Annotated in this window: 24 protein-coding genes; 16 read left to right on the plus strand and 8 right to left on the minus strand. The window is 41.5% G+C overall.

The window, feature by feature from the left end; genetic code table 11:
* The first annotated feature begins 24 nt into the window (after window positions 1-24).
* The 3 genes from panB to RBR61_RS07005 are packed head-to-tail and all read left to right on the plus strand — an operon-like array spanning window position 25 to window position 2,890.
* The gene (gene panB, locus RBR61_RS06995) at window positions 25-816 is read left to right on the plus strand and encodes a 3-methyl-2-oxobutanoate hydroxymethyltransferase (protein WP_320343099.1); all 792 of its coding nucleotides are present in this window, start codon (window positions 25-27) and stop codon (window positions 814-816) included.
* An 8-nt stretch (window positions 817-824) separates the two neighbouring features.
* Window positions 825-1,838 (plus strand): Holliday junction branch migration DNA helicase RuvB, encoded by a 1,014-nt coding sequence (ruvB, locus tag RBR61_RS07000; RefSeq protein WP_320343101.1) that lies wholly within the window; start codon window positions 825-827, stop codon window positions 1,836-1,838.
* A complete protein-coding gene (locus tag RBR61_RS07005; RefSeq protein WP_320343102.1) occupies window positions 1,835-2,890 on the plus strand; it encodes an AI-2E family transporter in 1,056 nt (351 codons plus the stop codon). Before ruvB ends, RBR61_RS07005 begins: the two co-directional genes overlap by 4 nt.
* On the opposite strand, the gene RBR61_RS07010 is transcribed toward RBR61_RS07005, so the two are convergent.
* On the minus strand, window positions 2,887-3,774 hold the full coding sequence (locus RBR61_RS07010; protein ID WP_320343103.1) for a lipid A biosynthesis lauroyl acyltransferase: 888 nt from the start codon (window positions 3,772-3,774) through the stop codon (window positions 2,887-2,889). The two genes, RBR61_RS07005 and RBR61_RS07010, sit on opposite strands and share 4 nt — an antisense overlap.
* Before the next feature lie 101 nt (window positions 3,775-3,875).
* On the opposite strand from RBR61_RS07010, the gene RBR61_RS07015 reads away from it, so the two are divergent.
* The 7 genes from RBR61_RS07015 to RBR61_RS07045 all read left to right on the plus strand — a co-directional run bounded on the left by RBR61_RS07015 (window position 3,876) and on the right by RBR61_RS07045 (window position 10,139).
* Complete coding sequence (locus RBR61_RS07015; protein WP_320343105.1) at window positions 3,876-4,781, plus strand: PDC sensor domain-containing protein; 906 nt, start codon at window positions 3,876-3,878, stop codon at window positions 4,779-4,781.
* The gene (gene hisH, locus RBR61_RS07020; protein WP_320343107.1) at window positions 4,778-5,389 is read left to right on the plus strand and encodes an imidazole glycerol phosphate synthase subunit HisH; all 612 of its coding nucleotides are present in this window, start codon (window positions 4,778-4,780) and stop codon (window positions 5,387-5,389) included. Before RBR61_RS07015 ends, hisH begins: the two co-directional genes overlap by 4 nt.
* Window positions 5,390-5,492: 103 nt before the next feature.
* Window positions 5,493-6,203: a 1-(5-phosphoribosyl)-5-[(5-phosphoribosylamino)methylideneamino]imidazole-4-carboxamide isomerase gene (gene hisA, locus RBR61_RS07025; RefSeq protein WP_320343109.1), complete on the plus strand. Its 711-nt coding sequence runs from the start codon at window positions 5,493-5,495 to the stop codon at window positions 6,201-6,203.
* Between the two features lie 79 nt (window positions 6,204-6,282).
* Window positions 6,283-6,657 (plus strand): chemotaxis response regulator CheY, encoded by a 375-nt coding sequence (locus tag RBR61_RS07030; RefSeq protein ID WP_320343110.1) that lies wholly within the window; start codon window positions 6,283-6,285, stop codon window positions 6,655-6,657.
* Window positions 6,657-7,490 carry a 50S ribosomal protein L11 methyltransferase gene (locus RBR61_RS07035; RefSeq protein ID WP_320343111.1) on the plus strand — a complete coding sequence of 278 codons (834 nt, stop codon included), beginning with the start codon at window positions 6,657-6,659 and terminating at the stop codon, window positions 7,488-7,490. Before RBR61_RS07030 ends, RBR61_RS07035 begins: the two co-directional genes overlap by 1 nt.
* Window positions 7,491-7,492: 2 nt before the next feature.
* A complete protein-coding gene (gene ftsH, locus RBR61_RS07040; RefSeq protein WP_320343113.1) occupies window positions 7,493-9,490 on the plus strand; it encodes an ATP-dependent zinc metalloprotease FtsH in 1,998 nt (665 codons plus the stop codon).
* Window positions 9,480-10,139, plus strand: a complete 660-nt coding sequence (locus RBR61_RS07045) for a phosphatidylserine decarboxylase (RefSeq protein WP_320343115.1) — start codon at window positions 9,480-9,482, stop codon at window positions 10,137-10,139. Before ftsH ends, RBR61_RS07045 begins: the two co-directional genes overlap by 11 nt.
* Window positions 10,140-10,164: 25 nt before the next feature.
* Here the strand turns inward: RBR61_RS07045 and RBR61_RS07050 are convergent, their stop codons facing one another.
* Genes RBR61_RS07050 through RBR61_RS07060 form a run of 3 tightly spaced genes read right to left on the minus strand, consistent with a single transcriptional unit; the run spans window position 10,165 to window position 14,721 of the window.
* Window positions 10,165-12,498, minus strand: coding sequence for a hypothetical protein (locus RBR61_RS07050; protein ID WP_320343117.1), 2,334 nt, complete (start codon window positions 12,496-12,498; stop codon window positions 10,165-10,167).
* A 50-nt stretch (window positions 12,499-12,548) separates the two neighbouring features.
* Window positions 12,549-13,796, minus strand: coding sequence for a serine--tRNA ligase (gene serS / locus RBR61_RS07055; RefSeq protein WP_320343119.1), 1,248 nt, complete (start codon window positions 13,794-13,796; stop codon window positions 12,549-12,551).
* Between the two features lie 13 nt (window positions 13,797-13,809).
* The gene (locus RBR61_RS07060) at window positions 13,810-14,721 is read right to left on the minus strand and encodes a methylenetetrahydrofolate reductase (protein ID WP_320343121.1); all 912 of its coding nucleotides are present in this window, start codon (window positions 14,719-14,721) and stop codon (window positions 13,810-13,812) included.
* A gap of 52 nt (window positions 14,722-14,773) precedes the next feature.
* On the opposite strand from RBR61_RS07060, the gene serB reads away from it, so the two are divergent.
* Both serB and RBR61_RS07070 read left to right on the plus strand, forming a co-directional pair.
* Window positions 14,774-15,403 (plus strand): phosphoserine phosphatase SerB, encoded by a 630-nt coding sequence (gene serB, locus RBR61_RS07065; RefSeq protein ID WP_320343123.1) that lies wholly within the window; start codon window positions 14,774-14,776, stop codon window positions 15,401-15,403.
* A complete protein-coding gene (locus RBR61_RS07070; protein ID WP_320343125.1) occupies window positions 15,397-15,723 on the plus strand; it encodes a hypothetical protein in 327 nt (108 codons plus the stop codon). The genes serB and RBR61_RS07070 overlap by 7 nt, the downstream gene beginning before the upstream one ends.
* 104 nt (window positions 15,724-15,827) lie before the next feature.
* On the opposite strand, the gene RBR61_RS07075 is transcribed toward RBR61_RS07070, so the two are convergent.
* Complete coding sequence (locus tag RBR61_RS07075; RefSeq protein WP_320343127.1) at window positions 15,828-17,540, minus strand: hypothetical protein; 1,713 nt, start codon at window positions 17,538-17,540, stop codon at window positions 15,828-15,830.
* Window positions 17,541-17,729: 189 nt separating this feature from the next.
* Between RBR61_RS07075 and RBR61_RS07080 the strand changes: the two genes are divergently transcribed.
* Window positions 17,730-18,173 carry a hypothetical protein gene (locus RBR61_RS07080; RefSeq protein ID WP_320343129.1) on the plus strand — a complete coding sequence of 148 codons (444 nt, stop codon included), beginning with the start codon at window positions 17,730-17,732 and terminating at the stop codon, window positions 18,171-18,173.
* Window positions 18,174-18,257: 84 nt separating this feature from the next.
* On the opposite strand, the gene rpsR is transcribed toward RBR61_RS07080, so the two are convergent.
* The 3 genes from rpsR to rpsF are packed head-to-tail and all read right to left on the minus strand — an operon-like array spanning window position 18,258 to window position 19,522.
* Window positions 18,258-18,521, minus strand: coding sequence for a 30S ribosomal protein S18 (gene rpsR, locus RBR61_RS07085; RefSeq protein WP_137014293.1), 264 nt, complete (start codon window positions 18,519-18,521; stop codon window positions 18,258-18,260).
* 27 nt (window positions 18,522-18,548) lie between these two features.
* Entirely contained in the window at window positions 18,549-19,064 is a 516-nt protein-coding gene (locus RBR61_RS07090; RefSeq protein ID WP_320343131.1) for a single-stranded DNA-binding protein, read from the minus strand.
* Window positions 19,065-19,099: 35 nt separating this feature from the next.
* Window positions 19,100-19,522 carry a 30S ribosomal protein S6 gene (rpsF, locus tag RBR61_RS07095; protein WP_320343133.1) on the minus strand — a complete coding sequence of 141 codons (423 nt, stop codon included), beginning with the start codon at window positions 19,520-19,522 and terminating at the stop codon, window positions 19,100-19,102.
* 251 nt (window positions 19,523-19,773) lie between these two features.
* On the opposite strand from rpsF, the gene RBR61_RS07100 reads away from it, so the two are divergent.
* The 3 genes from RBR61_RS07100 to RBR61_RS07110 all read left to right on the plus strand — a co-directional run bounded on the left by RBR61_RS07100 (window position 19,774) and on the right by RBR61_RS07110 (window position 22,402).
* Window positions 19,774-20,799 carry a divergent polysaccharide deacetylase family protein gene (locus RBR61_RS07100; RefSeq protein ID WP_320343135.1) on the plus strand — a complete coding sequence of 342 codons (1,026 nt, stop codon included), beginning with the start codon at window positions 19,774-19,776 and terminating at the stop codon, window positions 20,797-20,799.
* Window position 20,800: 1 nt separating this feature from the next.
* Window positions 20,801-21,577 (plus strand): DNA-processing protein DprA, encoded by a 777-nt coding sequence (locus RBR61_RS07105; protein WP_320343136.1) that lies wholly within the window; start codon window positions 20,801-20,803, stop codon window positions 21,575-21,577.
* Between the two features lie 144 nt (window positions 21,578-21,721).
* Entirely contained in the window at window positions 21,722-22,402 is a 681-nt protein-coding gene (locus RBR61_RS07110; protein WP_320343138.1) for a superoxide dismutase, read from the plus strand.
* Window positions 22,403-22,418: the final 16 nt, after the last annotated feature.

A 22,418-nucleotide genomic window follows, 5' to 3' on the forward strand; every position in this document is an offset into this window, starting at 1 on the left:
TTATTACAAAGAAAGAGTGTTTATATGACTAAGAAAATGACAATAACTTCCATCAAAAAAAGTAAAGGTGTCTCCAAGCTGGTTATGATAACGGCTTATGATGCTCTGTTTGCGAGATTGCTGGAACCTACTTGTGACATAATCCTGGTTGGAGATAGCCTTAATATGAGCTTTGCAGGCAAGGGCGATACGCTCAGTGCGACGCTTGAGCAGATGATCTACCATACAAATGCGGTCGCACAGGGTGCAAAGAGCAGTTTTTTGATCTGCGATATGCCTTTTGGTACATATATAAATCCTGACGAAGCTCTGAGAAACTCTATAAAGGTATTTCAAGAGACCCCTGTTGATGCTCTAAAGATAGAGGGCGGAGAAAATAAGGCGCACATTATCGAGCATTTATGCTCAAACGGCATAGCGGTCTGCGGACATATAGGACTTTTGCCGCAAGCCGTTCGCTCAGAGGGCGGATACAAGGTAAAAGGCAAAAGCCAGGAGGAGCAGGAACAGCTCATCAGAGATGCTAAGGCCGTGGAGAGAGCCGGTGCGTTTTGTATGGTCATAGAGGGTGTAAAAGCCGATGTAGCAAAAGAGGTCGCAAAGAGCGTCTCAGTTCCTGTTATCGGGATAGGTGCCGGAAAAGAGGTTGACGGACAAGTGCTTGTTTTTTCTGATATGCTTGGTCTTTTCGAGGAGTTTACACCTAAATTTGTCAAGAAGTATATGGATGGAGCTTCTTTGGTAAAGAGTGCGATAAAGAGCTATTCCGATGAGGTTAGAAGCGGCGAATTTCCTCAAGATATACACACTTACTAAGAGAGATCATGGAAAGATTGGTAGAGATAGAGAGATTTGACAACGAGGAGAGTTGTGAAATAACGCTTCGTCCAAGCGCTTGGAGTGAGTATATCGGGCAGGAGCAGATCAAAAAAAATCTCGGAGTCTTTATAGAGGCGAGTAAAAAAAGGGGCGAGGCGCTTGACCACATTCTTTTTTTCGGACCTCCGGGGCTGGGTAAGACCACTTTGGCTCTTATTATTGCAAACGAGATGGATGCAAATATTAAAGTGACTGCCGCTCCGATGATAGAAAAAAGCGGAGATCTTGCAGCTATACTTACAAACCTCGAAGAGGGCGACATACTCTTTATAGATGAGATTCACCGCCTCTCTCCCGCCGTTGAAGAGATACTATACTCATCTATGGAAGATTTCAGGATCGACATTATCATAGGAAGCGGTCCTGCAGCACAGACCGTAAAGATAGATCTTCCTCGTTTTACGCTTGTAGGTGCTACGACAAGAGCGGGAATGCTCTCCAATCCTCTTAGAGACAGATTCGGAATGAACTTCAGGATGCAGTTCTACTCACCGGAAGAGCTTGCAAAGATAATCTCTCAGGCATCTAGAAAACTAAGCAAAGAGATAGCTCACGAAGCGTGTCTGGAGATAGCAAAAAGAAGCCGCGGAACTCCGCGTATCGCGCTGAGACTTCTGCGCCGCGTAAGAGATTTTGCAGATGTTGCAAATGAGAAAGATATAGCGCACTCAAGAACAAAATATGCGCTAGAAGAGCTGGGAATAAACTCTCACGGGTTTGACGAGATGGATATAAAACTCTTGAATCTGCTTGTTGGAGCAAACGGAAGAGCGATCGGGCTAAGTACCATAGCGGCAGCGCTCAGCGAAGACGAAGGGACCGTGGAAGATGTTTTGGAGCCCTATCTTATTGCAAACGGATATCTGGAGAGAACTGCCAAAGGCAGAAAAGCGACCAGAAGTACTTATGAGATATTAAATATCGAATTTCCATACCAAGAAGAGGGGAGTCTATTTTGAAACCGCAATATTTTGTCGCTATTTTATTCGCAACGTCGCTCTACTGGATGTATCTGCTCTATGCCCCATTCTTGATGGGAATGATAATTGCGGCGCTTCTTGCAATATCTACCTCAAATATTCAGAATTTTTTTGAAAAGGTTCTAAAATCAAAGTTCTTTGCCGCATTAATATCGAGCTTCTTGCTGGCGGTTCTCTTCTTTGTACCGCTTGGATATTTTTTGGCAACCCTTACCATAAAACTAAACAGCATGGATCCCATAGTCTTTAAAAATATAGAGATATTTATCAGAGAGTTTTTAGAGACTCCGCCCGAGTATCTCTCTTTTTTAAAGCCGTTTACGGATGATCTGATGAAAGATGTCAGCGTTAACTCTATTGCATCCTACATAATCTCATTGACGGGAAATATAGGCTCTTTAAGTGCCGGTTATCTTAAAAACTCTTTTCTTGTAATAGTCTTCTATTTTTTCGCACAATATAACGGCGGGTTTGTAGTCGATTTTCTAAAAAGAGTCGTTCAGATGTCAGTGGAAGAGACAACGCTTCTGGCAAGAGAGCTCTCATCTGTTATGAGTGTTGTCTTCTACTCGATTATAGTAAATGCGATGTTTCAGGGCATACTCTTTGGCGTTGCCATATCATTTATGGGTTACAACGGTCTTCTCTTTGGAATAATGTACGGATTTGCATCTCTGATCCCGGTAGTCGGCGGAGCTCTTATGTGGCTTCCGTTTATGCTCTATGAGTTCTCTGCGGGAAGCAGTGCAAACGCCATATTTATAGCGCTATACTCTATAGTGGTCATTTCGGTGATAGCGGATACTTTTATAAAACCTTTAATTATAAAAGAGATAAATCTAAGGCTTCTAAAAGAGGATGATGCGAAGATGAACGAGCTTATTATCTTTTTTGCCATCATCGCAGGACTTACGACATTTGGTTTCTGGGGAATGATACTGGGACCTGCTATTACTGCATTTTTCCTAACTATCGTGAAGCTTTTTGAGGCTAGAACAAAAGAGTGTGAATCAAAAGCAGCGCAGAGTTAGTTCTTTTTGTATATCTCCGGGTAGTCGCTCTTAAATCTTCTGTGTATCCAAAACCAGAACTTCGGCTTATCTGTTATAAGTTTAGTAAGCCAGTCTGCTTGAAGTTGTGTAGCCTTTAAGATGTCGGCTTGCTCATCTTGGCTATGTTGCACGGGAATCTCATCAAAAAACTCCAGAGTGTAGTTCTCTTCATCACCCGTAGTCATAATAACCGGAATGATAGCGGCATTGAATTTTCTCGCAAGATAGGCAGGCGTTGAGGTCTGATGAACAAACTTGCCCATAAACTCTACTTTTAAACCATCTCTTTTATTTATCCCCGTATCGATCAAGATGCCGCTGGCACCTCTGTTTTTGATAAGTTTAATAAGAGGTCTTACAACATTTGATTTCTCCAAAGAGCTGTTGCCGAACTTCTCCCGCGACTCCAAGGTCCATTTTTCATACTCTTTGTTTTTCATCTTTTTATAAACAGCGGCAATAGGTTCTGCAAAAGCTCCAATGGATGCTCCGCCAAGCTCCCAAGCGCAGTAGTGAGGAGTGACATAGATAACAGCACGTCCCTCACTGTGCGCCTTTTCTACGGCTTTTATATTTTTGATAGTCACTATTCTTGCTAGATCCTCTTTGCTCATATGTCTGATCTCCATCAGATGCAAAAAGTTAAGCAGCAGGTTTCTAAAACTGTATTTGACTATCTCTTTTTTCTCTTTTTGTGTAAGTCTCTCTCCAAAGATAAAATCAAGATTTGTAAAACCCACTCTTCTATATCTTGAAGAGAGGTGGTATGCGATGGCAGCCAAGGAAGTAAAGAAGCTTTTTCTCAAATATCTTGGGAACATCATCAAAAAATTTTCAAAAATTAAAAAAAATTTAAAACCCATTGTTTAAAATAACTCCATTGTAATCTAGAAGCGGATTATATCAAAATGTAACAATGCCTTTGGTATAATTGCGGCTATTAATAATAAAAAAGGCACGAAAAGTGGTTATATCAGATATACAAAATTTTTCTGAAGGTCGCACTAAGGCAAGAGCCTATTTCTGCTATCTATTCTCAAAAAATATTCAAAACAGGCTCCCCTCTCTCTCCGTAGAGTCTATAATGCCTCGTCTATTTAAGATAAAGGCGGACCTGGAAAACTGTGACGGCGTTTATCTGCTTGATCATCGCGGTGTTCAGGTCTCTCCGACATTTACCGCGACAGGGCAGATAGATGGCGATGTTGGAAGAATAAGGTCTGACCGTGCCTACTACTACAGAGCAGTAAAAGAGGGGAGATGTACTATAACTGATCCGTATCCCTCGCTTATAACGGGAGATCTGTGCGTAACGGCTTCACAGCCCGTATATGATGAACATGGAGAGCTAAAATATGTAGCATGTTTGGATATGCCGCTTGGAGAGGTCATAAAGATATCAAGATCAAGCAGTTTTGATAAGTTTTTTACCTCTCTTTTTAGGTACTCGTACGCAATTTTCTCTTTTGCTCTTATTGCTGTTGCCGTACTGCTCTTTTTTAAAGGGATACAGAGCTTTTTCGTCTATGAGATATCACCGAGCCACTTTAAGATCAAGGATGTGTTTGAAGCGACCATCCTTATCACGCTTGCCCTTGCAATATTTGACCTGGCAAAGACACTTATCGAAGAAGAGATACTAGGCAGAAACAAAGAGAACAGCATATCAGGTCCGCACAAGACGATGGTGCGGTTCTTGGGCTCGATCATTATCGCACTCTCGATCGAGGCGCTTATGCTTGTATTCAAGTTTGCGATCACTGACCCAGAGAAGCTGGTATATGCTATGTATATAGTAGGAGGAGTCGCTATGCTTTTGGTAACGCTGGCGGTCTATATAAAATTTACAAAATTAAAGATTGATGAATGATAGGAATTGTTGATTATAATATGGGAAATCTGGCAAGCGTTCAAAACGCTTTTGCCAAAGTAGGTGCTAAGACGGTCGTTGAGAGCGATCCAGAAAAGTTTAAAGATTACGATAAACTGATACTTCCTGGAGTTGGGGCTTTTGGAGATGCAATGGAGCATCTCAGGGAGCGCAATATGATCGATGCCATAAGAGAGTTTGCTCTTAGCGGCAGGCCGATACTCGGTATCTGTCTTGGTATGCAGCTTCTTTTTGAGAGCTCCCAAGAGTTCGGAAGCCATGAAGGGCTTGGGCTTATTAAGGGCGAGGTTGTCGCTTTTGATACATCAAAGTTCAACGAGCCTTTAAAGGTTCCGCATATGGGCTGGAACAGAATGTTTACAAAAGAGCATCCTCTGTTTGAAGGTTTGGATGAGGAGCACTATCTATATTTTGTGCACTCCTACCATGCCGTGTGTCAGAACGAAGATGACGTTATAGGCAAGACCGTATACGGCTATGAGTTTGCGTCTGCTGTCGCTCATAAGAACGTTATGGGGATTCAGCCGCACCCTGAAAAGAGCCACAAGAACGGGCTTAAAATATTAGAAAATTTTACAAGGCTATAATAGACACGCTATCGGAAGTAATTCCGCTAGCTACGTTAACACTAAGTTCTCTTCAGCAGAGAGCTCACGCCACTTGTGGCTTATAATTTAAGGATTTATTTACATGACTTTATACCCAGCGATTGATTTAAAAGACGGAAAAGCTGTAAGACTGACAAAGGGTCTTATGGAGAGTGCGAAGATATACTCCGATGAGCCTTGGATGCTTGTTAAAAAGTTTGAAGAGATGGGGGCCGAGTGGGTTCATCTGGTGGATCTAAACGGTGCTTTTGCGGGCGAGCCCAAAAACCTGGACCAGATCATAAAGATAAGAGAGAACTGCAGTGTGAAGCTTGAGCTTGGCGGCGGAATACGCGATGAAGCTACAATAAAAAAGATGCTCGATATCGGCATAGACAGAGTTATCCTAGGCTCTATCGCAGTCAAAGATCCTCAGTTTGTAAAAGATATGGCGGCAAAATACCCAATAGCTGTCGGTATTGACGCTATAGACGGCTTTGTGGCTGTTGAAGGCTGGGGTGAAGTTAGCTCTATGCGAGCGACCGATCTTGCGCGTAAATTTGCAGATGCGGGAGTAGAAGCCATAATTTGTACGGATGTCGGCAAAGACGGCACTCTTGGCGGGGTAAATGTAGAGTTTACTCTCGAGATCGCAAAGGCGAGCGGAGTTAGTACGATTGCAAGCGGCGGCGTTAAAGATGAGAGCGACATAGAAGCCCTTATTGCGACAAACTTGGTTGAGGGCGTTATCATAGGCAAGGCCTACTATGAGGGGACGCTTGATCTGCCAAAGATGTTCAAGCTCCTCTCTTAAGCGGCGCTTTATCGCAAAATAAATAAAATTTAGGTATTATTGCTTATTAATTTGCAAATTTTTATAAAAAGGATTTCCTTTGAAATTACTTGTTGTCGATGATAGTTCTACAATGCGCCGTATTATAAAAAATACATTGGCAAGACTCGGTCATAAAGATATCTTAGAGGGTGCTGACGGCGTTGAAGGCTGGAGTGCATTGGACGCTAATCCGGATATCGATATGCTTATCACGGATTGGAACATGCCTGAGATGAACGGTTTGGAACTTGTAAAAAAAGTTCGCGCAGATGATAGATTTAAAGATCTTCCGATCATCATGGTAACAACAGAGGGCGGCAAAGCAGAGGTTATTACTGCATTAAAAGCGGGTGTTAACAACTATATTGTCAAGCCGTTCACACCACAGGTTTTAAAAGAGAAGCTTGGTGCCGTTATGGGTATTGAGGTGTAATGCAAGAGCACTACTTTGAGTTAAAAGTCCGTGTATCTTCTCATCATTCACTGTTTTGCGATTTTTTAGCAGATACTTTGCCGATTGGTTTTGAAGAGACGGACGACGGTTTTATTATAAGAAGCGAAGAGAGCCTAGATACTATCATCTGGGGTTTAGAGCAGTTTGCAGAGGCTCTATCAAAGGCGCTTGGCGAAAATATAGATGTTGAGTGCGAACAGACAAAACTAAACAACAGTGATTGGGTACAGCTTTATCAAGAGAGCGTAAAACCGCTTACAATCGATAAGTTTTATATTCATCCGACATGGGATGAGCCTCATAAAGAGCTTATAAACATAGAGATAAATCCTGCTCTTGCATTTGGCACAGGACATCATCCGACAACGGCATCCGCATTAAGAGCAATAGCAAAATATGTAAAAACCGGTGACAGAGTTTTAGATGTTGGTTGCGGAAGTGGGATATTGGCAATCGGTGCGATAAAATTAGGTGCCGTTGTAGACGCCTGCGACACGGACGACGCATCCGTAGAGAACAGTAAACAAAATGCAGAGTTAAACTCCGTAGAGTTTGAAAGTTTATGGGAAGGCTCTTGTTCCGAGGCAAAAGATACTTATGACGTTGTTGTAGCAAATATTGTTGCGGATGTTCTTATCTTCATAGCAAATGATCTCAAAAAAGTTTTAAAAGAGGACGGAGTGCTTGTGCTCTCAGGGATACTTGAGAAATATGAAGCAAAAGTTCTGAAGTTTTATCAAGATCTTGAGATTTTAGAAAAAATAGACCAAGATGAGTGGGTCACATTAATACTAAAAAAAGGTAAAAAATAGATATGCAAAATAAAAAGAACAATAATAATGACGAGAATAATTTTTTCAATAAAAATCCGCTGATAACGTTTGCAATATTCTCTGTAGTAATTATTTTGCTTTTTAAAGCGCTTATAGGCGACAGCGGCAGTTCAGACGCGATAGTGGCGGGCAATAAAAAAGTAAAGCAGATAAGCTATTCGGAACTTAAGTCTCTGATAGATTCAAAAGATGTAAAAAAAGTCGAGATAGGACAAACGTATATAAAAGCGTTTGGAGCGGACAATATGACGCTCTATACGACAAGAATCGTTCCCGGTGATACGAAACTAACCGAAGCACTCGAAAAACAGAGCATTGAATATACCGGCTTTAGCGAGACAAACTGGTTTACCGAGATGTTCGGGTGGCTCTTTCCGTTTCTTATAATCATAGCTATCTGGATGTTCTTCGCGGGAAGAATGCAAAAAAGCATGGGCAGCGGCATTTTGGGAATGGGCGGTTCTAAAAAGATGATTAATTCAGAAAAGCCCAAAACAAAGTTTGATGACGTTGCAGGTGTGGAAGAGGCCAAAGAGGAGGTTCAGGAGATAGTAGATTTCTTGAAATATCCTGGCCGTTACGTCGAGATAGGCGCAAAAATACCAAAAGGTGTCCTGTTGGTAGGAAGTCCGGGTACAGGTAAGACACTTTTGGCAAAAGCCGTTGCGGGCGAAGCGGATGTGCCTTTTTTCTCGGTAAGCGGTTCTAGTTTTATTGAGATGTTCGTCGGTGTCGGAGCGGCTCGTGTTCGTGACCTTTTTGAACAGGCTAAAAAAGATGCGCCGAGCATTATCTTTATAGATGAGATAGACGCTATCGGTAAGAGCCGTGCGGCAGGTGCAAATATGGGTGGCAACGATGAGCGTGAACAGACGCTAAACCAGCTTCTTGCGGAGATGGACGGTTTTGGAACTGACACACCGATAATCATCTTAGCTGCAACGAACAGACCTGAAATACTTGATCAGGCACTTCTGCGTCCGGGACGTTTCGACAGACAGGTACTGGTTGACAAACCTGATTACGAGGGGCGTATAAAGATACTTAAGGTCCACGTCAAGGGTGTTAAGATGGGTGATGACGTAGACCTTGAAGAGGTTGCCCGTTTGACGGCAGGTTTGGCTGGTGCTGATCTGGCAAATATTGTAAATGAAGCGGCACTTTTAGCGGGTAGAAAAAATCAAAAAAACGTAACGCAAAAAGATCTTTATGAGTCTGTGGAGCGTGCACTTGCGGGACTTGCTAAAAAATCACGCAGAATAAATCCAAAAGAGAAGAAGATAGTCGCTTACCATGAGAGCGGACATGCGCTCTTGGCAGAGACAACCGTGGGCGCTAAAAAGGTATCAAAAGTATCTATCGTTCCTCGTGGGCTTGCGGCGCTCGGCTATACGCTAAACACACCTGAAGAGAACAAGTTTATGATGCAAAAACATGAGCTTTGGGCAGAGGTTGACGTTCTTCTCGGCGGACGTGCAGCAGAGGAGATATTTATAGGCGAGATATCTACAGGTGCCGGAAACGACCTTGAGCGTGCAACGGATATTATCAAATCAATGGTTCAGACCTACGGTATGAGCGATGTTGCAGGATTGATGGTGTTAGAGAAGAGCAGACACTCGTTCTTAGGCGGCGGCATTCAGGCTACAAGAGAGTATAGCGACAAGATGGCCGAGAGTATGGACGAGTTTATAAAAACATCTCTTCAAGAGAGGTACAATGTTGTTCTAAAGAGGCTAAAAGAGTATAGCGAAGCAATAGAAGAGATAGTAAAGCTTCTTTATAAAAAAGAGAACATTACCGGCGAAGAGGTAAGAGATATCATTATTAATTTTGAAAAAGCAAACAATATAGAGTCTAAAGTAAATATTGTATGCGATGACATAGAAGAAGAGTTAAAAGTAGACGCAAGAATGGCTCAAGACGAGAGTGAAGAGAAAAAACCCAAAAAGGATAAGGAAGACTTAGATGAAGAGTAATCTTTTACCTATAGCAAAAGAGGGGTGGAGTTATCTGGCGTACTCAGTTGCTGCGCTTATAGTTTTCACAATTCTGGATCTAGATCTCTTGCAGTTTTTGGCATTTTTAACGACGCTCTTTTTTGTCTTTATTTTCAGAAATCCTGAGCGGGAAAATATGCTTTACCAGCAAAATAGTGTTGTCAGTCCTGTTGATGGGGTCGTCTCTTCGATCGAAGAGCTTCAAAATGAGAACAGTTACGCTTATAAGGTAGAGATAGACGGCAGCTATTTAAATGTGGCTCTTTTAAGAGCCCCTTTTACCTCTACCATGGAAGAGATTGAACTTCAAAGGGGTGCTAGACTCTCTGCTTTTAGGATGCTTTCAAAAAGCATAAACGAGAATGCAGCGCTGATTTTTAGTGACGAGAAGTCGGCAAACAAAATGAAAGTAGTTCATAGACTAAAGCAGAGCATCAAAGGGATAGATATAGATGTCAAGAAAGCTCAGGGACTTGTTCAAGGTGCTAGATACGGTCTTGTCGTAAACGGTATCACTGAACTTTACTTGCCGCACAACTTTAGATTAAACATAGGCATAGGCAACGAGTTAAGAGCATCAGAGTCTCTCATCGGCTACTTTACGACAGAGAGCAAAAAGAGTAAATAGTATCTTCCATGCTCAGAAGTAGATCTTACTTCTGAGTCTTCTCAAACATCAGCTTATCGGTATCCACACTAAAGTTAAAATATTCAGAATTGAAGTTGTTTTTGTATATTCTTGAGAGCTGAATTACAGCCCCCTTATTGTTTTTAACCTCAAGATAGAGCAGCCCAAGAGCATATCTGCTCTCTAAGAAGCTGGGATTTTTCAGTTTTGAGAGTTCCAGAAGAGCAATCGCATTTGCATGGTGCTCTGCCGCCGTGGATGCAACGGCTCCCAAAAAGAGAGTCTGTGAATCACGCACTTTAAGATTGTCGATAAGGTTGTTATACAGAGTGTAAGACTCTTCGTAAAAGCCGTCATACAAAGACGCTAGAGCTAGCGAAGCGGTGAGATCTTCCGTTCGCTCTGTGGTAGACTCAAGTACCGCTTTTAACTGTTCTCTTAAGAAATAGAGCCTGCCTGTTATCAGATTTTGCTGAATATAGAGATACCTTGCGACATATGCACCGAAATAGAGATCATTTAAATTTAGCTCTTGATCTTTTAGATAGTTCATAACCTCGCTGGCATACTCTTTTTGGCTCAGTTTGTTAAAGTAAGCATCTATATACATCATATGAGGAACTATCTCATCCGGAAGCATAGCTGTGAGCTTGTTTGCCGATCTTTGAGCGGCTTGCGTGTTGTTTTGTCTAAGAGCTATAATGATGTCAAGTGCCAGATAGAGAGGTCTTTGTTTGTACTCTTTATCAAGCCAGTCGCCGAGAATTGCAGTGTTTTGCTGGCTTATGGAGAGAAGAGTATTGTAGAGATCCATCTCTTCGCTAAACTCCTCATGGGCAACAGCATCTTTTATTATTGAGAGCAGTTTTGCATTTTCGCTATCTATCAACTGAGATGTCATAACGGCATATATTCCGGATAGGTAATTCTTTGCATCAAGATTGTAAGAGCGCAAAAAATGTTTATATGCGTCAGCCATGTTGCCCATCTGAGCATAAGTAAGAGCAAGATTGTAGTGAAGAATAGAGTGTTTAGGCTGGATCTCTACCAGTTTTTGGAGAAGCTCATTGGCTTCTCTTAGTTTAAAAGAGAGGGCTTTTTTAATTGCATTTACTATGCCCAGATTGACGCTTGAAGATGAGGAGCCCTTTGCAAGATACTCCTTTGCCGAGTCTATGTTGTCAATATATATATTTGCATTTCCTTTGCGTATATAGCTTATGGTCTGATTTGCATTAAATGTCTTATATGGCGAGAAGTAGAAGATCTTTTGGTAGTCAATCGCTTTGCTGTTTATTACGCTGTTTCTGTATCTCGCTTGTGCTTTTTCAGGATCAAAGAGAGACTCTTTTAGCTCCACTTTGATCGGGTAGGGCTTATAGACCTCTTCACCGAACATATCGGTGATATTTTCTATATTTTTTGCCCCCTCTTGTATCTGACCGGATTTTAAATTTACATATCCGAGCGCAAGCTGTGACTTAACAGGTTCTATCCCTTTTTTTATAGCATTTTGAAGATAGTTTTTTGCCAGTGTGAGGTCTCCTACTCTTGCATAAAGAAGTCCAAGACTAAAATCATTGGCTATAGGCTTGTCTCTCTCCATGCTCTCGATGGCACTGTAGTCATTATCAAAAAGAGCGTTGATCCTTGAAGCAAGAGAGTTTTGAACTTTTTGATACTCCATAGACGTAGGGTTCTTAAGTGCGCTTAGAGCCTCCAGATAGTTGTCGTTATAGTAGTTTATAAGAGAGTAGTAGTAGGAGTATAGAGGTGATTGTCTCTCATGGGGAAGATATGCGTATGCCAGATCTATGTAGTATCTAAAGCTCTCCTCGTTTTGCAGGTGCAGTGAGCAGACAGCAGCATTTATGGCACTTACACACCTTTTTTCATTGTTTTGTATCGCTTTTTGAAATGTTTCAAGTGCAGTCTCATATTGGGCATCTTTTAGCTGGGCAACACCAAGATTGTAAGCAGATACTGCTTCACTGTAGTGCGCTATTTTTTCATAAAGAGCAAGTGCTTCCGTTTTTGAACCCGTAGAGTAGAGGTAGTCCGCCTTTGCTATCATGCTCTCTATCTTGGTCGGTTCCACAGGTTTTGAAGTCGGCTTCTCCAGCCTCTCATCTATGTAGCCCATAGAGGGGTCGGCAGTTTTTTTTGACTCTTTTTGCATTGTAAAGAAGAGAAGAGAGATTATTAGAACAAGTCCTACACCGATACCGACAAGGATCAATCTTTTTTTCGCAGCAGATGATGAATCTTCGTCTATAATTGATGATCTTGAAGCGGCACTCTCATACGCAGCGTCACTATCTTCGATAATTATTATCTCTTCTTCTAGTCCATCAGCCATCATCTACCTTACTATCGTTTCTTTTTTAAAGCAAAAAAAGTACCATAAAACTAGTTTATGTAGGGCTCTAACACCTTTGGTATCGTGATGCTTCCGTCTTCGTTTTGAAAGTTCTCCATAATCGCCACCATTGTTCTTCCAACGGCAAGTGACGAGCCGTTTAGAGTGTGAACGAAAGAGTTCTTGTTCTCATCTTTGTATCTTATTTTTGCACGTCTTGCCTGAAACTCTCTTGTGTTAGATACCGAAGAGATCTCTCTGTATGTCGCTTGTCCTGGCAGCCAAACCTCTAGATCTACTGTTTTTGCAGCACCAAAACCAAGGTCTCCGCCGCAAAGGGTTACAAGACGGTGGGGAAGTTCAAGCGCGCTGAGAAGGTCGGATGCTGTCTGTACCATCTCGTCAAATACTTTGTCGCTATCTTCAGGTTTTGTTATGCTTACAAGTTCAACTTTGTGAAACTGGTGCTGTCTTATCATACCGCGAGTGTCACGCCCTGCGGCACCTGCCTCTTTTCTAAAACATGATGTATAAGCCGTCATCTTGATCGGCAATTGGCTAGGAGAGAGTATCTCGTCTTGAAAGAGGTTTGTAACTGGAACCTCTGCGGTTGGGATCAAAAATAGCTCTTGGTCCTGTATCTTGTATAGATCGTCTTCAAATTTTGGAAGCTGTCCCGTGCCCTCAAGTGCGGCTCTGTTTACGATAGATGGCACGCTTACCTCTTCAAAACCTCTTTGTGAGTTAAAAGCAAGCATAAAATTTATAAGGGCACGCTCTAGCTTTGCACCCATGCCAAAAGCGACACTGAAGCGACTTGTTGCAAGCTTTACTCCCCTCTCAAAGTCTATCCAGCCGTTTTGTTCTGCAAGCTCCCAGTGCTCTTTTGGAGTAAAGCTGAACTCTCTTGGAGTAAGCACTTTTTTGATCTCGATATTGTCGCTCTCATCTTCGCCATCCGGAACGTCATCATCGGGGATGTTTGGAATCGACATCGCAAGAGACTCCAGCTCCTCCTGCTTTACACGTTGCACCTCAAGAGCTTCTGTGATCTTTATCTTGTTTGTATCGACTCTGGCTTTTAGCTCGCTTACGTCTCTGCCCTCTTTTTTATAGATACCAAACTCTTTGCTCATCGCATTTTGAGCCGCCTGAAGCGCTTCGTAATCTGCTTTTGCAGCTTTTAGCTCCTCGTTTTTTCTCTTTAGAGAGTCTAGCAGGCTGACATCAACCCCTTTTCTTACGAGTTTATCGCTTACGCCTTGAAAATCTTTTTGAAGTAGTTTTAGATCGATCATTCATATCCTTGATTTATAATAGTATATCTCTTGCCAATTGAAACTGGTTGGCTGTCATGAGGTGAATTTTCGGATGGAGCGCTTTTAGCTCTAAAAAGAGATTTTTGCTAAGCTCAAATCCTACTCTATACTCCTCCTCTGAGCCTTTTTCATGCGCATCTCTAAGAGCTTCTATCCATGAAGCAGGCACGTTTATACCCGGAACGTGAGCGGAGAGGAACTGTGCGGTTCTTAGTTTGGTGATTGGAAAAACTCCTAGAATCAGTTCGGCACTTTTGTTCTCGTTGCAGCACGCATCGTTTGCCACATCTTTTAGCTCAAGCAGCAGCTTCGCGCTCTGGATATCGTAAACGGGCTGGGTGATTATCCCAAGCGCACCGTGTTTTATCTTTTTTTGCATCTTTTTTTGCAGTGTCTTTGGATTTTTTGCATAGGAGTTAACGACGGCAAAAGGGTATATCTCTTTTGATTTATGCAAAAGCGGTTTGCCAGCATAGTCGATGCCGCTGTTAAAACATGAGATGATCTCAAGCAAAAGTGTGCTGTCTGCTTCAAAAACGCCCTTTGTATGGGGCTGATCTGAGATAGTTGCTGGATCACCGGTAAGGGCTAGTATGGCTCTTACGTCTACCTCGTTTGCTCCCAAAAGATCTGATTGCAGGGCGATCTTATTTCTATCACGCATGCTCATGGTCGCAATTACGGGCTTGTCAAATCTCTCTTGAAGCATTTTAGCGGCAAAGAGGGAGTTGTATTTTAGCTTTGCAAGCGGATTGTCTGTGGTCGTAAAGCCGTCTACTAATCTATCAAGTCCTAGTTGTGCTATCGTCTCTATGATAGGAGAGAAGATCGGAGAGTGTCCCGGAGTGGTCTCTAGGGTGATGTAGGTATCGTTCTTTAGTTTATTTATAAGTTCATCAAACAAAAAGTATCCTATTGATATAATTGCGCAATTATAACTAAAGAGAGAAGAATATATGCTAAAACTGGCTGTTTTTGATTTCGATTCTACGCTTATGGACGGCGAGACGATAGATTTTTTTGCCGAGGAGCTGGGCCTTGGAGAGCAGGTAAGCAAAATAACGGAAGCTGCAATGAGCGGTGAGCTTGATTTTTTTGAATCGCTTCAGCAGAGAGTAGGCCTTCTAAAAGGGCTTGAGTACAGTGTAGTAGAGAGGATCAGCCAGAATCTTCCTTATATGAAAGGGGCACGTGAGACCATTGCAGAGCTTAAAGCTATGGGCATGAAGGTGGTCTGTTTTAGCGGCGGATTTAGAAGTGCGACGGGATATGCGAAAAACATCTTGGGTTATGATGCAGATTTCTCAAACGTGCTGCACCATAAAAACCAGATACTTACAGGACTTGTGGGCGGAGATATGATGTTTAACTACTCAAAGGGCGATATGCTGATCCGCTTGCAGGGTCTGCTTGGTGTCAGCGAGGATGAAACGCTTGTGTGCGGAGACGGAGCAAATGACCTCTCAATGTTCGCACACGCAGGGACAAGAGTCGCTTTTTGTGCAAGAGAGATACTGCGCAAAGAGGCAAATATAGTAATCGAGACGAAAGACTTAACACAAATATTAGGAAAAATAAAATGCTAGAGAACAGTGTCTGGAGACAGTACAATAACGAGAATAGTTTTAGAGAGATGCTGGCAAAGTTTTGCAGACTCTCATTGGTAGATATTATAGAGGATGAGAAAGATCTTTACGCTGTGCTTAAAGCAAAACTTACAAAAAAAGAGCTGAGACTTTTTGCAATGGATAGTGCTGGTATGAGCGATGATGAGCTAAAAGCGGAGTTCTCTTACGACGATGATGAGTTAGAGAAGGCCAAGTTCAAGCTATATAAAAAGCTAAAACAGGATAAAGTGCGTTTGAGCTTTCGTGCAACAGAGTCACATGAGGAAAATTTGTATTAAAGCATCTTGCAAATCTCGAAAAACTTGTTTTTCGTAGCTTTAGGGGGTTGTAGGGACTTTAGTCCCTGCCTCCAAAACGGACGAGTTCGTTTTGGTGCGTAACATCAATCAAGAAGAATCTTAAAAGAGGCTCTTCTTGATCTCTCTTTGTCCTCTACGTCATTTAAGACGATCTTTTTGGAAAAACTAAGACCGCTTCCTTTAAGAACCTCGGAAAGCCACTTTTTTCTATTTTCATCCTGGCTTTTAAACATATAGCTAAGTGTCGCAAACGAGCGGTTCATGGAGAGGCGTTCATTGTTTATGTAGCTCTGCGAAAAGTCGCTATCTCCCCATTCGCTTGATGTATGGCCGTTTATCTCGAGAGTTGCTATCTTGTCTTTGTTATCATACAGAAATGCAAAGAGCTTTTTGCCAAAGCTATCTAAAAATCTTTTTTGAAAATCCGTGAGCTTATATTCGCCGACTTTAAAATAGAGCTTCTCGTCGCTAAAGTTTATCGATAGGTCCTCTTTTACAACCAGTTCTCCTCTTTTTATCTCATCTCTGAAAATTTCGTTAAGCCTGCTGTAAAAGTCTGTAGATTTATAAGATATTTGCGAGAGGGAGAGGTCTTGATTAAGCTTTAAGAGCCACATGTTCGTCTCTTGAGAATCCTGATTCGTGTGCACTCCCGCAACAGCTATTTTTGAGTCGTGAAGTATATCAAGAGCATTAAATGAGTCGTAATCTCTTGAGCCGTAGTGCTCTTGAAGCAGCATTGAAAACTTTGAATCAAGAAGCATAGCCAGCCCATCTGTATCGTAGCTGTCTTGAACATAGCCTACTGCTGCGATCCTACCATCAGAGTACTCTCCGATATCTTTTAGAACACTTGAGTATGTTGTATGAATGGTTTTGTCGAGCAATATGTTTTTTTGCAGATCTATTTTTATAAGTCTTATCTGTTCTTTGTTCATCTCATCCTGCTGGGAGAGGGAGATGGCAAAAGAGGAGTCTCTTAGTTTGATGATCTTGTGCGGGGTTATCTTTCTCTCTTGGTTAAGCTGATGGAGCCAGAGCTTGTCTCCGTGCTCTGTGATCCTCATAATAGTAGCTCCCGTGCTATTGTCTTTGTTTACTTTGCCCAAGACAACAATTGAGCCGTCATCCGCCTCTGCCGCGTCAATACCTGCATCATCTTCGTATGAGCCGTACTTCTTGCTCCAGAGCATTGTTCCGTTTTTTGAAAATCTGGCAATATAGATGTCGTTTAATCCAAGACCGTTGTTAAAAACATCATAGCTTTGGCTTGAAGAGGCAGTTGAAGAGCCGATTACCAGAACTCCGCCGTCGCGAAGAGAGAGTAGTTTGCTCATCCTGTCATGGTTTTGTGTTCCAAACTCTTTGACAAATATCTTGTTTGCACCGGAGTCCAGTTTTAGAAGCACTAATGAGGCTTCTAGCGTATGCCCGCCTACAAAGTAGCCGTTTTGCGGAGTCTTGATGAGACTTTTTGCTTCATTGAACTTAGAGAGGTCCATTGATCTTCTAAGCACTATCTCTGCACTGCCATCTACCTTTACAAGATGCATCTGCGAGCCGCTGGAGCTTGATAAAGAGGAGAGGTAGTCAAAAGCGTTGCTGTATGCAGTTGAGGAGTTTGATGAGCTATCTTTGTACTTTTTTACAAAGCCTACTGCAGAGATAGAGCGGTCATGATCCTCAGTCACATCTACCAAGGCATTGCTGAACTTTTCATCTATGATGATCGAAAAATCCGCTGTTTTTGCGTATATGCAAGTGGTAAGTAAAAGAATGGTAAGAATATAGTGCATAATACTACTTTTTATTTTTTAAGTAGCAAAAAATATTCCTAAATATAAAGCTTGTTAATTCATACCTTAATATAAGTAGTGCAAAGATAACTATGTTGATCAATATTTCATCATAAAAGAGTTAGAAGGGAATATTTTTAGAGTTATACTTTTACTATAGGCCTTAAATAAAGTATTAATGGAGATGTTATGGAAAGATTTATAGATATAAAAGTAAATGACGAGATGTACTCTATTGTATTTGGCGTAGGCAAGGTTATTTTTGTTTTAGCAGAAGCACTTAGACTGGAAGGGTGTTATGCATTTGAGGTAGAGTACGATAACGGACAGAAAGTATACTACACTGAAGATGGAAGACCGAGTTGGTGTAAGGATCTTAATAATTGCACTAGGACCGTCTACTATAAAGATGAAGTAAATTTTGATAATCTGGAGAATCAGCCGAGAAAAAAAGTGCTGAAGAAACATCAAATAGACAGATTAAGATATATGGATATATTGGAGATGCTGAGTCCTGCCGGTGCTTGGATAGATGCAAATTTAATGCCTGACATTATGGTTGACAATGCTATTAATGATGGAGAGTATCATTTATTTAGAGAGATGGTACTGGAAGATGAAATAGCCGGATAATATTATTTATTTGTGTTTAAATTGAATTGTTGAGTGCAGTTTGTTTTAAGTAGTATACATCCCCGCCTAAGGGGATAGTGAAAATTATTTTAAATTTTCAAATGGTGCAGTTACAACTGCTTTACGAGTTACAGTATATGGAACCAATGCCGCAGCACGAGCTCTTTTAATAACTGTTGCGATCATGTCTTGGTGACGTTTACAGTTACCTGTTAAACGACGTGGCATGATCTTGTATCTTTCTGAAAGAGAGAAGCGAAGAGCTCCTACATCTTTATAATCCATGAAGTCAATTTTCGCTTCACAGTACTTACAGTATCTTTTTTTATACTTTCTTCTTTCTGCCATGGTATTTCCTTTTGTTATCTATTATTTCTAAAACGGAATTTCATCTTCATCAATGTCTATCTCGGGAATAGAGCTGCTGCTTGGCATCTGTCTGTTCTGTCCGTAAGATTGCTGCTGCATATTGTCAGGCTGCTGGTAGCTCTGCGGCTGCTGTGGAGCATAACCGCCTTGCTGTGCTTGGCTCTGTTGAGGAGCATAGTTGCCGCCGTTTTGGCTCTCGCCCTTTGAGTCTAACATCTGCATAGTTTCTACGACAACAGAGTGCTTTGAGCGCTTCTGTCCGTTTTGATCTACCCATTGATCAAAGTTAAGTCTACCTTCTACCAGGATCTTACTCCCTTTTCTAAGGTATTGGTTGGCAATCTCTGCACTTCTTGCAAAGAATGTAATATCTACAAAGCAAACTTCCTCTTTTTTTTCGCCGTTGACGGTGAACTTTCGGCTTGTCGCTATAGCAGTGTTCGCTATCGCCATTCCGCCTTGAGAGTATCTAAGTTCTATATCTCTAGTTAGATTTCCAACCAAAATAACTTTGTTGTACATGAATTTTCCTTCTTCTGTTTAGGCTTTAGCCACAATTACTCTGCTGACTCTTCAGCTACTTCTTGGGTCTCTGCAGCCGCTTCAACTTCTTCAGTTTTAGTTTCTGTTGCAGGTGATGAAGCTTTTTTGTTAGCTTTTTGAACTAGCTGGTTCCAAGCTGCTACTTCACGGTTTGTGTCATATTTGATAGTCACAAAACGTAAAAGATCTTCATTGATACGGAAACGTCTCTCGATTTCGCCGATCGCTGAAGGAGCAACTGAATAATAAACAACATGGAAATAACCACGCTCACTTTTTCCTATCGGGTATGCTAATTTTCTCATCCCCATAGCGTCTCTTGCAGCGATTTCGCCGCCGTTAGAAGTTATGACTTCTTCGATAGCAGCGATGCTAGCTTGAATCTCTTCTGCTGTTAATGTCGGTTTTACGATTACTAGGTTTTCGTAATTTCTCATAGAGTATAATCTCCCTTTGGTATTTCGCCTATAAAATAGGCTTTTGTTTCCCTTTCGGATGTATATATATCGAAAAATATAGATCGATACAAAGAGAAAGGAACGCGGGATTATACAAAAAATATACTTAAAAAAAACAATAGCCAAATAGTTAAAGCTCTCAAAGAGCTAAAAATATGTCAATATGCAATGTCTAACTTCTATTTTAATTTTTTAGGATATAGTTTTACCAATAAATTTGTGGAGAATATATGCCAAGAAGAAAAAAGGCAAGTCATAAAAAGCAGTCGAAGTTTTTGATAAATTCAGTTTGGATCCTGGCCGTAACGGCGGTTCTTCTTGGTTCATTCATTGCGGGTTACTATGTCGGGTATGACAGCGCAAAAAAAGATGTTTCTCAAAAAGCCAAAGCAAAAGAGGAGAAAAGGCTCTCGATGCTAAAAAAGCTTGAGGAGGAGACAGCCAAAAGCAAAGGTTTGGATATTAGCGACAGACTTAAAGAGGTGCTGAAAAAAGATAGCAAAGCTGCTCTAAAAGAGCAGGAGAGTGTCAGTGAATATGAGGATGCTTCACATGAGGTTGACGGGGATGTCCTTCCTAAACCCCCAAAGAGAGAAGCAATCAAAGAAGGCCACAAGCCGATGCTTGCGATCATTATAGATGACGTAAGCGTAAGGTCTCACGTAAATGCCATAAAAAGCCTTAACCTGCCTATAACAATGTCTTTTTTGCCACCGAGCAAACATAGACCTAACTCACATACTCTGGCTTCAAAAGAGAGTTTTTACATGGTGCATCTGCCGATGGAGGCACAGAACTTTACAAAAGAGGAGCCTTTTACCCTTAAGGTGGGTGATTCTCAGGAGCTAATTACGCAAAGAGTAGCTGAAATAAAAAAACTTTTCCCTAATGTAAAGCATATAAACAACCATACAGGCAGTAAATTTACCTCAGACGAGGGAGCGGTAAAGAGGCTAGTTTACGCCCTTGATAGAGCAAACATAGAGTTTATAGACAGCAGGACCATAGGTTCGACAAAAGTGCCTGCTGTTATGAAAAGCTACAACAAGAAGTATGTATCAAGAGATATTTTTCTAGATCATGAATTTGATAAAGATTATGTAAAAGGGCAGATCAAAAAAGCGGTCGAGTTTGCAAAAGAGCACGGAAGCGCGATAGCTATAGGACACCCTCACTCAAATACCATTTTGGCAATAAACGAGTCAAAAAAGCTTTTTGATGAAGTTGAGCTTGTTTTGGTAGACAGGCTCTACTGATATGAGTATAGTTCAAGAGAGAGTTCCTGAACTACTGTCTATGAAAAACTATCCAAAAGAGCTTTATTACAACGGAGATATCGAGCTTCTTAAAAGAGTGAAGGTCTCAATTGTCGGAAGCAGAAAACCTACAAAATACTCTCGTGAGCGTATTCAAAAACTCTCATCATCTTTGGCAAAACATGGTGTCTGTATTGTAAGCGGAGGGGCGATGGGCATAGATGCAACGGCTCATGCGGGAGCAGGAAGCGAAAACACTATTGCGGTGCTGCCTTGCGGTATAGATCTGCGTTACCCTGCGGTCAATAAAAACCTCTTAAACGAGATAGAGAAAAATGGGCTTCTGCTCTCTCAGTTTGAAGCAGGTTTCAGAGCTACACCTTGGAGCTTTGTCGTTAGAAACGAGCTTGTAGTGGCTCTTGGAGAGGTGCTAATCGTCGCAGAAGCGGAGGAAGAGAGCGGTACCATGAGAAGCGTGGAGTTTGCCCTAAAGATGGGCAAGAAGATATTCGTCCTGCCTCACCGCATGGGAGAGAGCAGCGGAACTAACAGGCTCCTTGCAGAAGCAAAAGCCGAAGCGATCTATGACATAGAAACATTTGTGGCAAAGTTTTGTAAATCAGAGAATTTACAGGATACAAAAGAGGATGCTTTTATGGAGTTTTGCAAAAACAGTCCCACTTATGATGAAGCCATAGCAAAATTTGGTTCAAAGGTTTTTGAGTATGAATTGAGCGGTGAGATCAGCATAAAGAATGGAAAGCTTCAAATAGTCTAAATATTTAAATTAATACCTCCAACACCTCGTAATCCCAAACTATTTTATAAGTTAAAGTTATTTATTAATCTTGCATTATTAGCAATATATTATTTTTTTTAAGATAATGTCGTACAAGAAACCAATGAGCTAAAGGAGTCTAAAATGAAGTTTGAATTGATGAAACTGCCTTATGAAGATACGGCACTGGAACCATATATATCATCGGAAACGATAAGCTACCACTACGGTAAACATCACGCGGCTTATGTAAATAAACTAAATGCTCTTATAGAAGATAGTGAGTTTGAAGGAAAACCGCTGGAGTATATAATAAAAAATTCACAAGGCGGAATTTTTAACAACGCGGCGCAGGTCTATAACCACGATTTTTACTGGCATGGACTTACCAATACTTCATCCAGCCCCTCGGTGGAGCTATCGGATATGATCGAGAGAGATTTCGGTTCAATGGATGAGTTTAAAAAACTGTTCTTGGATAAAGCGGCTACCCTTTTTGGTTCGGGCTGGGTTTGGCTTGTTTTGGGCAAAGACAATAGGCTCTCAATAGAGGGTCTCTCCAACGCTGACAATCCATTGGCGCACGATAAAGTAGCACTTCTGACATGTGATGTTTGGGAACACGCATACTACATAGACCATCGCAATGCAAGACCGGGTTATCTTGAAAATTGGTACAAGCTCATAAACTGGAGGTTTGTGTCTGACAATCTGGCAGATGCACAGATCGACCATAGCAGTGAGTATACGCAGCCATGCAATGACAATAGCGAGGTATGCGATTATGTAGATGCCATGCAGGAGAATGAAAGAACGCAGTCATAAGACATAGCAGGTACTA

The sequence above is a fragment of the Sulfurimonas sp. genome (assembly GCF_034005705.1).
Lineage (GTDB): Bacteria > Campylobacterota > Campylobacteria > Campylobacterales > Sulfurimonadaceae > Sulfurimonas.

Bases quoted from the DNA above. Each gene is read 5' to 3' on its own strand.
- panB (WP_320343099.1), top strand. From the start codon at position 25: ATGACTAAGAAAATGACAATAACTTCCATCAAAAAAAGTAAAGGTGTC.
- ruvB (WP_320343101.1), top strand. From the start codon at position 825: ATGGAAAGATTGGTAGAGATAGAGAGATTTGACAACGAGGAGAGTTGT.
- RBR61_RS07010 (WP_320343103.1), bottom strand. From the start codon at position 3,774: ATGGGTTTTAAATTTTTTTTAATTTTTGAAAATTTTTTGATGATGTTC.
- hisH (WP_320343107.1), top strand. From the start codon at position 4,778: ATGATAGGAATTGTTGATTATAATATGGGAAATCTGGCAAGCGTTCAA.
- hisA (WP_320343109.1), top strand. From the start codon at position 5,493: ATGACTTTATACCCAGCGATTGATTTAAAAGACGGAAAAGCTGTAAGA.
- RBR61_RS07035 (WP_320343111.1), top strand. From the start codon at position 6,657: ATGCAAGAGCACTACTTTGAGTTAAAAGTCCGTGTATCTTCTCATCAT.
- ftsH (WP_320343113.1), top strand. From the start codon at position 7,493: ATGCAAAATAAAAAGAACAATAATAATGACGAGAATAATTTTTTCAAT.
- RBR61_RS07045 (WP_320343115.1), top strand. From the start codon at position 9,480: ATGAAGAGTAATCTTTTACCTATAGCAAAAGAGGGGTGGAGTTATCTG.
- RBR61_RS07050 (WP_320343117.1), bottom strand. From the start codon at position 12,498: ATGGCTGATGGACTAGAAGAAGAGATAATAATTATCGAAGATAGTGAC.
- serS (WP_320343119.1), bottom strand. From the start codon at position 13,796: ATGATCGATCTAAAACTACTTCAAAAAGATTTTCAAGGCGTAAGCGAT.
- serB (WP_320343123.1), top strand. From the start codon at position 14,774: ATGCTAAAACTGGCTGTTTTTGATTTCGATTCTACGCTTATGGACGGC.
- RBR61_RS07070 (WP_320343125.1), top strand. From the start codon at position 15,397: ATGCTAGAGAACAGTGTCTGGAGACAGTACAATAACGAGAATAGTTTT.
- RBR61_RS07075 (WP_320343127.1), bottom strand. From the start codon at position 17,540: ATGCACTATATTCTTACCATTCTTTTACTTACCACTTGCATATACGCA.
- RBR61_RS07080 (WP_320343129.1), top strand. From the start codon at position 17,730: ATGGAAAGATTTATAGATATAAAAGTAAATGACGAGATGTACTCTATT.
- rpsR (WP_137014293.1), bottom strand. From the start codon at position 18,521: ATGGCAGAAAGAAGAAAGTATAAAAAAAGATACTGTAAGTACTGTGAA.
- RBR61_RS07090 (WP_320343131.1), bottom strand. From the start codon at position 19,064: ATGTACAACAAAGTTATTTTGGTTGGAAATCTAACTAGAGATATAGAA.
- rpsF (WP_320343133.1), bottom strand. From the start codon at position 19,522: ATGAGAAATTACGAAAACCTAGTAATCGTAAAACCGACATTAACAGCA.
- RBR61_RS07100 (WP_320343135.1), top strand. From the start codon at position 19,774: ATGCCAAGAAGAAAAAAGGCAAGTCATAAAAAGCAGTCGAAGTTTTTG.
- RBR61_RS07105 (WP_320343136.1), top strand. From the start codon at position 20,801: ATGAGTATAGTTCAAGAGAGAGTTCCTGAACTACTGTCTATGAAAAAC.
- RBR61_RS07110 (WP_320343138.1), top strand. From the start codon at position 21,722: ATGAAGTTTGAATTGATGAAACTGCCTTATGAAGATACGGCACTGGAA.